This is a genomic window from Moorena producens 3L (assembly GCF_000211815.1).
In the GTDB taxonomy this organism is placed as follows: Bacteria; Cyanobacteriota; Cyanobacteriia; order Cyanobacteriales; family Coleofasciculaceae; genus Moorena; species Moorena producens.
Genome location: NZ_GL890840.1, coordinates 434,653 through 442,296 on the forward strand (window position 1 = coordinate 434,653; position 7,644 = coordinate 442,296).

A 7,644-nucleotide genomic window follows, 5' to 3' on the forward strand; every position below is an offset into this window, starting at 1 on the left:
CGCGTCACAAACTCATAAAATCCCCCGAGCGAGGGATTGCTCGCTCGGGGGAGATGTCAACAATACTTTTTTTCAGATGCGATCGCGTCATAGTGCGATCGCATCATTTTTTTCCGAATGCTGTGCCTGGAAGGGCAATTTCCTAGGAATACATATTGTGGCACTTTTGTCAATAACTATCGATGAAATCACCTGTCAGAAACTTGAGATGCTATTTAGCCTAAAAAATAAATGATCAAAATCTCAACGCTATACAGAGTAGTAGTTTTAGGGTACTTATAATTACACTTATAGCAGAACAATTCCCAAAGAGCGAAAATTATTAATAAATCTTATAGCAATTCTACGACTTGTGAGGTACAAATATCGGGGTTTTAGGGAGCAGGGAAGACGGAAGTCGGAAGAGGGAAAAAATAATGTGTACCTCATGAGTCCTAGAAACGCTATATCTTTGTTTACTGCTTAAGATACTATTTTATCAAACTTAGACCCAATCTCACGTTTTTTTAAACATTTATTAATGGTTTTTTATAGGGCAAAAATTATAATAAATTTCTTAATATTTGGAATATAATTTTTTATTATGCTTTTTTTTTTGATAAAAATATCAAATATAATACCGGAATTTTTGCCTGATATTAGAAAAAAAACTGGGTCAAGTAAGTGCTTGCTAACTCTGGGTTTATGCGGGTTTAGGCAGATTAAATCTGGTCAGTAATCAAGGTATTTGCAATTCTCTTTCCATCCCAAAAAAAAATTTTGTGATGCAAAAAGTGTGAGATACTTACCAACGGGTGCAGAAAACTTGTAAACCCAAAGTTTAAACTCCGATACATATGGAGCGTTATGAAATATTTGAGAGCTAATCGCTCTAAAGGCAGTCAGAAAACTGCCCAGATTGGGAAGCGATTATTCAATGCGGTGACGGCAATCGTACTAACGATCAGCTTCGCCCTAGTAGGTTTCCTGCCAGGGACTAACCAGGGAATAGCACTTGCCGACACACAAGGCAAGCCCAACATCCTGGTAATTATGGGAGATGACATTGGCTGGTTTAACCCCAGTATCTACAACCGGGGGATAATGGGCTACCAAACACCCCACATCGACAGAATTGCTGAAGATGGCATACTCTTCACCGACTTCTATGGTGAAAACAGCTGTACTGCTGGTCGATCTGCCTTTCTCACTGGTCAGAGTCCTGGACGTACTGGTCTAACCAAGGTGGGCTTACCTGGTGTTGACGTAGGATTACAGGATGACGACCCAACCCTGGCTGATCTGCTCGGGCCCCTGGGCTACGCCACTGGTCAATTCGTTGACACTCCCCGTCGAACGAAGAACGGGGATTCTTGGATCTACGACTCGTCTTGCTATCCCTTGCCGGAACCAGGAAAAGTAGAGGACAAATCTCCCCGAGCGTTTAGATCATGGATCCAGGTTTCGGTGTGCCCCACCGTACCTTTTTATATGGATAGACAGATACTTTTTATTATCTAATTTTTCATAGACGTTATAGTCGTTAGACCAAATTACGCAATACGTATCTAATACATATTTTTTACGTTGTCTACTTATGATTAGATCATACCTATCTAAAGAAAAGTTTATTACTTATACTCTTATTATAGCACACAAAAGGAAAAGCCGTCCTAGAAGGACGGGGCTTTAGACCCAAAGTTTTTGGTAAAAACCATCTGGGTGACTTAGATAAGTATCTACCCACTAACCACGGTTTCGATGAGTTCTATGGCAACCTCTATCACCTCAATGCTGAAGAGGAACCAGAAAACGAAGACTATCCTCCTCTAGGTGAGTATCCAGTATTCGACGCCAACTTTCGGCCACGGGGCGTAATCCATAGCTATGCCTCCGATGCAGACGATTCAATAACATGCGAAGAGGGTGCAACAAACGTAACAGATGAAGATAGTGAAGGTCAACTAGTGTGCAACACAGGTCCGCTAACTAAAAAGCGGATGGAAACAGTGGACGAAGAGTTCCTAGATAGTGCACTAGATTTCATCTCTGAGGCCCACGATAAAAGTCAGCCGTTTTTTGTATGGTTTAACGCCACCCGTATGCACGTCTTTACCCACCTTAAAGACGAATCTGTAGGGGTTACCGGACAGGGAATCTATGCAGACGGTATGGTGGAACACGATGGTCATGTCGGGGTACTTCTCGATAAGCTTGAAGAATTGGGCATTGACGATAACACTATTGTGCTCTACACCACTGACAACGGTGCAGAATTATTTACCTGGCCTGACGGCGGCATAAGTCCTTTCCGTAACGAAAAAGTAACTAACTGGGAAGGTGGTTTCCGCGTGCCCGCTATGATCAAATGGCCTGGTCATATCCAACCGGGTTTGGTTTCCAGCGAAATCATGTCTCTCCAAGATATGTTGCCCACCCTCATGGCTGCAGTTGGTGTGGACGATATCAAGGAGCAGCTACTTACAAATGGTTACGGCACTGATGAGGACGGTAACCCTATCCTCATTCATCTAGACGGCTATAACTTCTTACCCTATCTATCAAGTCTAGGTACTGAAGACGAACTTCCTGAAGGGCCTCGTGAAGAGTTCTACTATTTCACTGATGATGCTTACCCATCGGCACTCCGGTTTAAAGATTGGAAGATAATTTTTGCCGAACAGCGAGCTCTAGGTTTTGATACTTGGGAGGAACCCTATGTCAATTTGAGGGTTCCCATGATCCTTAATCTGCGTCGCGATCCCTTTGAGAGAGCTCCCTTCGAGTCTAACTATTACGTAGACTGGCGCTTCGAACGCACTTACTTGCTAGGTCCAGCCGTAGCATATATGGCTAAATTCCTGGATACCTTCAGGGATTTTCCACCTAGTCAACGTCCCGCATCTTTTAGCGTCAATATTGTTGTGCAGGAGCTAATAGAAGACCTCAAGAATATGGCATTGGATTAAGCTGCTCAGTAGGCTATATAGCAGAAGTCAGAAGTCAGAAGTTAAACTCTTGCCATACTGTAGTTTGAGACTTTTGTCATGTCCTAATTACCCTGGCGACTGCTATAGCACTAAGTCTTTACTGGCTAAAGCCACCCCTAGCTGAACAATCAAGGCGTCACTTGATGGCAAATCAGAAAAACTGCGAAAAATTGCCCATCAGTGACGCCTAGCAACCAGCCTTGACCATAACTACTTGGCAATAGTTTGTATCCAAAAGATCAGTTGGCTACCTAAAAATAGCCTTAATTGGCAAAAAGCTGCTCAGCAATTACACTACAGAAGTCTTAGCTCATGAAAAAAAGAAAGTTTTTAGTTTTCCTATCGATTCTTTTATCAGTCTTTTGCATAGGAGGGTTTGTCGGATGTCCTTCTGGCAATGCCGATTATGACCCCTTACTGTCTTGGAATGAGGGTGGGACTAAGCAAGGGATTGTTAACTTTGTGGAAGACGTTACCAATCCCAGCAGTGATAACTACGTTCCTCCTAGCGATCGCATCGCCACCTTTGATAATGATGGAACCCTGTGGACTGAAAAACCAGAATATATTCAGGAGTCATTTATCAAATATAGGCTAACTAATGCCTTGCCAGCTCTTCAAAAACTTCCTTCTTTAACTGAAAAGGATGTCATGGTAAAAGATCTCATCCTAGAATATATTCAACCGGAGCCATTAACACCGGAAGAGTATAAACAGAAAGCTAGGGACTTTCTGGATAACTCTTTGCACCCATACCTGGGAGTGCCATACATCGAGCTGACTTATCAGCCCATGGTTGAACTGGTCAATTATCTCCAAAGTAATGATTTCAAGGTCTATATTTGCTCTGGGGGAGGACTTGATTTTATTCGCTCTTTTGCCGAAGATGCCTATGGTATTCCCCCTGAAAACGTGATTGGTAGTACCGTCCAAACAGAATATATCGCCCAAGGCGATGGATCTTATCTCTTGGTTAGGAAGCCAGAACTGGTGCAACCCATTAACGATGGACTAGGTAAACCAGTGGGAATTGAACGCTACATTGGTAAAAAACCAATTATGGCAGTTGGTAATTCCAGTGGTGATTTACCAATGCTTGACTACACTGATGATAACCAAGGTCCAGCTTTAATGATGCTGCTTCACCATGATGATCCCCGCGAATGTCCCTATGCTGCTGACGAACCTGACATTGACTGTCCATACGATAAAAAGTCCGAGTCTAATTTTAATGTTTTTGATGTGGCCAATGAGCGTGGTTGGACAGTTATCAGTATGAAAGACGATTTCGTAACAGTTTATGGAGACATAACTCAATCGATAACTCCATCGATAACTCCATCGATAACTCCATTGGATAATGTATCTGGATCTGAACAAGCATCTGGAGATGAGAACCAATTTGGATATCGAAGAAGAGCTAAATACCAACACTCAGTGCGCTCATCAGTGGCTGGTAGGTATCGTAGGTACTAAATGCTAAGCCCTAGTATAGCGTTTTTTAATTTGGTGAAGTACATATTCCTTGGTTTTAGGGAACAGGCAACAGGTAAAAAATCCTGTGTACTTCATTAGGCTAGAAACCGCTATACATAGCATCTTTTGAATTTGGCATGTTGAATTTGGCATGCTAAGCAACTGTACTAACCTCAGTAAGCATCAAGGCGTCACTGGATGGTAAATTGTAAAAATTGCACATCAGTGACGCCTTTGTAATGTAAAGTAAGTTTTAAGCTTATGCGCTACGCGCACGCTACGCGAACAGCTATCAGCTTATGCTTACGTTAAGTTTAATATCTAAGTTTAATACCTAAGTTTAATAGTACTATTAAATAGTATTATTAATAGCTTTTCTAGTTCAACAATGAAGACTCCTTGGTTAAAATTACTTTTCTTCAAACTTTTCGTGGGTTTCCTGACAGTATGCCTAGTCTTTGGCACTGGCACACCAGTCAAGGCATCTCCCACGGTAAATAGCTGCCCTGAAGGTATGACCTTCATTCCTGGCGTTGCTGATTATGGGTATGGTTTTGCCCCCCTAGCCCCCCAATTTTGGGGGGAATAAGACGTTCAAAGTCCCTTCCGGTGCGCGCCTCCTAGGGCGAGTAAATCGCCCTTGGGTCGCACCGCAAAGTTGGGGGATTTAGGGGGCTTTAACTTTCACCAGATGATCGCGAATTCATTCCTTAATTCAGCAACGCCTCATTCCTGGGGGCACTTTCAAGATGGGTTCCGACGTTTACTACCCTTCGGAGCGCTCTGCGGACGATGTTACCGTTGAGAGCTTCTGCATCGATAAATACGAAGTCACTAATGCGGAGCAACGGGCACCTTCCTAATCTATAGCAATTCTACGACTTGTGAAGTACACAATTTCGGGATTTTAGGGAACAGCGGATCTGGGAATAGGGAAGAGAAAAGAGGGAACAGAAAAGAGGCAATAGGGAATAGGGATGCGCTCCATCAAGACTGTACCTCATAACTGCAAAAAACGCTATACTACTCATTATAATGGTTCCTCTTTGTTGCGGTAAGCATCCCCCTCACTATTCAAGGATAATAGTCCTAGAAGTTGTAGAAAAAGTAATGGCTGCCAAAGACCTATTCCATGATGCTGTAAAACAAGCACTCCTAAAAGACGATTGGATTATCACAGCAGATCCCCTAAAAATTAAGATTGAGGGAGTTAAGCTTGAAATAGATTTAGCAGCAGATAAAGTTATAGCAGCTCAAAAATCAGAACGAAAAATAGCAGTTGAAATAAAAAGTTTCCTCAATACTTATGCAATTACAGATTTTCATGCTGCACTAGGTCAATTTTTAAACTATCGCTTAGCATTACAAATGAGCGAATCAGATAGAATACTTTATCTAGCAGTTCCCGTTGATACATTTGAATCATTCTTCCAATAAAAATTTTCCCAAGAAGCAGTAAAGGTTTATCAAGTAAAATTGCTCATATATAATCCTGTTGAGGAGATAATAACCGAATGGAAAAATTAGAAAATTACCGATTAATAATTCGCCAACTATTAACTAATCATGCCAGGTTAGAAGCCAATAATTCAGATTCAGAGATTGAAGGTCAACTTATTTTTGACACAGAACATGACCATTATCAACTTCTAGATATCGGCTGGGATGGACTCAAACGAGTTTATAACTGTTTCATCCATTTAGATATCAAAGATGGTAGAATTTGGATTCAGCGAAATATGACAGAAGCTGATTTGGCAAAAGATTTGGTGGAAATGGGTATACCAAAAGAAGATATTATTCTCGGTTTACATCCCAGTTATAAACGTCCTTACACAGGCTATGGAGTGGCTTAGTGATATTCAGTGATATTCAGCTTATGGGCTATGGTCACGCTACTTGAGGTGCCATTAGCCTTTGGCCAACGGCTGATAGCTGACCGCTGACCGCTGACCGCACCTCAAGTAGCGCATATGCTTACATACTAATCGCTTTTCTGGATCAAAAATGAAGACTCCTTGGTTAAAATCACTTCTCTTCAAACTTTTCCTCAGTTTCCTGACAGTATGCCTAGTCTTTGGCACTGCCACACCAGTCAAGGCATCTCCCACGGTAAATAGCTGCCCTGAAGGTATGACCTTCATCCCTGGGGGCACTTTCAAGATGGGTTCCGACGTTTACTACCCTTCGGAGCGCTCTGCGGACGATGTTACCGTTGAGAGCTTCTGCATCGATAAATACGAAGTCACTAATGCAGAATTTGCCAAATTTGTCAAAGAAACTGGTTATATTACCGTAGCAGAGCGTCCCCTCTCCTCGGAACAGTTTCCCAACTTAACAGAGGAGCAACGGGCACCTGGTTCCCTAGTCTTTCAGATGCCGGACAATGGTGTTAGACCAGTGGGTTACCTGAGCTGGTGGAAGTGGACTCCTGGGGCTGACTGGCAACATCCCTTTGGTCCAAAGAGCAACATTAAAGGAAAAAAGAACTATCCTGTGGTTCATGTTGCCTATGAAGACGTTCAAGCCTATGCTAAGTGGGCAGGGAAGTCAGTACCCACAGAAGCCCAATGGGAATATGCCGCTCACGGTGGACTGGATGATGCTACCTACAGCTGGGGTGAGCAATACTCAGCCAAGAAGGCGAATACCTGGCAGGGATTCTTCCCCTTTTTCAACACCAAAGCTGATGGTCACACCGGCACTGCACCTGTAGGTTCCTTTGAACCAAATGGTTATGGTTTGTATGACATAACTGGTAATGTCTGGGAGTGGACTTCAGATTGGTATAGCATCGGTCACAATGGCAAAGCCCACAGCCTTAATCCTACAGGACCTAATCAAAAAGAAAGCTTCGACCCCAGAGAACCGGGTGTTGCTAAACATGTCATTAAAGGCGGGTCTTACCTGTGTGCTCCTAATTATTGTAGTCGCTATCGTCCTGCTGCTCGGGAGTCTCAATCACCCGATACAGGAACGACTCACATTGGATTTCGGTTAGTGACGCCTGATAATTTTTCCTAAATGTGAAAAAGTTATATAGCATTTATTGCATCAAAGTCCCCCTTTTTAAGGGGGATTACTTTGTGCCTTATGGGAAAGACAATTGCTATAGAATTGATGATTTGCTTCGTTAAGCTGTTCAGCATTTAGACTGACATGTGTCTGAAAAAAACGCTCATGTACGGCGGTTTCATAA

General features: G+C 42.6%; 6 protein-coding genes and 4 pseudogenes. 9 read left to right on the forward strand and 1 reads right to left on the reverse strand.

Translation table 11 applies throughout. The annotated features are described in order from the left end of the window. The first annotated feature begins 76 nt into the window (after window positions 1–76). The 8 genes and pseudogenes from LYNGBM3L_RS43045 (at window position 77) to LYNGBM3L_RS08270 (ending at window position 6,301) form a co-directional block, all read left to right on the forward strand. On the forward strand, window positions 77–235 hold the full coding sequence (locus LYNGBM3L_RS43045) for a hypothetical protein (protein ID WP_154659711.1): 159 nt from the start codon (window positions 77–79) through the stop codon (window positions 233–235). Between the two features lie 611 nt (window positions 236–846). Beyond that, window positions 847–1,317 (forward strand): annotated as a pseudogene (locus LYNGBM3L_RS08245) (sulfatase-like hydrolase/transferase); the annotation flags it as partial. A gap of 332 nt (window positions 1,318–1,649) precedes the next feature. Beyond that, window positions 1,650–2,948 (forward strand): annotated as a pseudogene (locus LYNGBM3L_RS08250) (sulfatase-like hydrolase/transferase); the annotation flags it as partial. Window positions 2,949–3,281: 333 nt separating this feature from the next. Continuing rightward, the gene (locus tag LYNGBM3L_RS08255) at window positions 3,282–4,445 is read left to right on the forward strand and encodes an HAD family hydrolase (protein WP_008181300.1); all 1,164 of its coding nucleotides are present in this window, start codon (window positions 3,282–3,284) and stop codon (window positions 4,443–4,445) included. 388 nt (window positions 4,446–4,833) lie between these two features. After that, the gene (locus LYNGBM3L_RS45550) at window positions 4,834–5,034 is read left to right on the forward strand and encodes a hypothetical protein (protein ID WP_008181301.1); all 201 of its coding nucleotides are present in this window, start codon (window positions 4,834–4,836) and stop codon (window positions 5,032–5,034) included. 112 nt (window positions 5,035–5,146) lie between these two features. After that, window positions 5,147–5,290: pseudogene (locus LYNGBM3L_RS36095) on the forward strand (SUMF1/EgtB/PvdO family nonheme iron enzyme); the annotation flags it as partial. Window positions 5,291–5,555: 265 nt separating this feature from the next. After that, window positions 5,556–5,972, forward strand: a pseudogene (locus LYNGBM3L_RS08265) (XisH family protein). Beyond that, window positions 5,960–6,301, forward strand: a complete 342-nt coding sequence (locus tag LYNGBM3L_RS08270) for a XisI protein (RefSeq protein WP_008181303.1) — start codon at window positions 5,960–5,962, stop codon at window positions 6,299–6,301. Before LYNGBM3L_RS08265 ends, LYNGBM3L_RS08270 begins: the two are co-directional and overlap by 13 nt. 54 nt (window positions 6,302–6,355) lie before the next feature. Here LYNGBM3L_RS08270 and LYNGBM3L_RS47105 read toward each other — a convergent pair whose 3' ends face one another. Next, entirely contained in the window at window positions 6,356–6,607 is a 252-nt protein-coding gene (locus tag LYNGBM3L_RS47105; RefSeq protein WP_229414369.1) for a hypothetical protein, read from the reverse strand. 1 nt (window position 6,608) lies between these two features. Here LYNGBM3L_RS47105 and LYNGBM3L_RS08275 point away from each other — a divergent pair, with 1 nt between their 5' ends. Continuing rightward, window positions 6,609–7,469: a formylglycine-generating enzyme family protein gene (locus LYNGBM3L_RS08275; protein WP_229414371.1), complete on the forward strand. Its 861-nt coding sequence runs from the start codon at window positions 6,609–6,611 to the stop codon at window positions 7,467–7,469. Window positions 7,470–7,644: the final 175 nt, after the last annotated feature.

Coding starts and splice junctions, on each gene's coding strand:
- LYNGBM3L_RS43045 (WP_154659711.1), top strand. CDS start 77: ATGCGATCGCGTCATAGTGCGATCGCATCATTTTTTTCCGAATGCTGT.
- LYNGBM3L_RS08255 (WP_008181300.1), top strand. CDS start 3,282: ATGAAAAAAAGAAAGTTTTTAGTTTTCCTATCGATTCTTTTATCAGTC.
- LYNGBM3L_RS45550 (WP_008181301.1), top strand. CDS start 4,834: ATGAAGACTCCTTGGTTAAAATTACTTTTCTTCAAACTTTTCGTGGGT.
- LYNGBM3L_RS08270 (WP_008181303.1), top strand. CDS start 5,960: ATGGAAAAATTAGAAAATTACCGATTAATAATTCGCCAACTATTAACT.
- LYNGBM3L_RS08275 (WP_229414371.1), top strand. CDS start 6,609: ATGGGTTCCGACGTTTACTACCCTTCGGAGCGCTCTGCGGACGATGTT.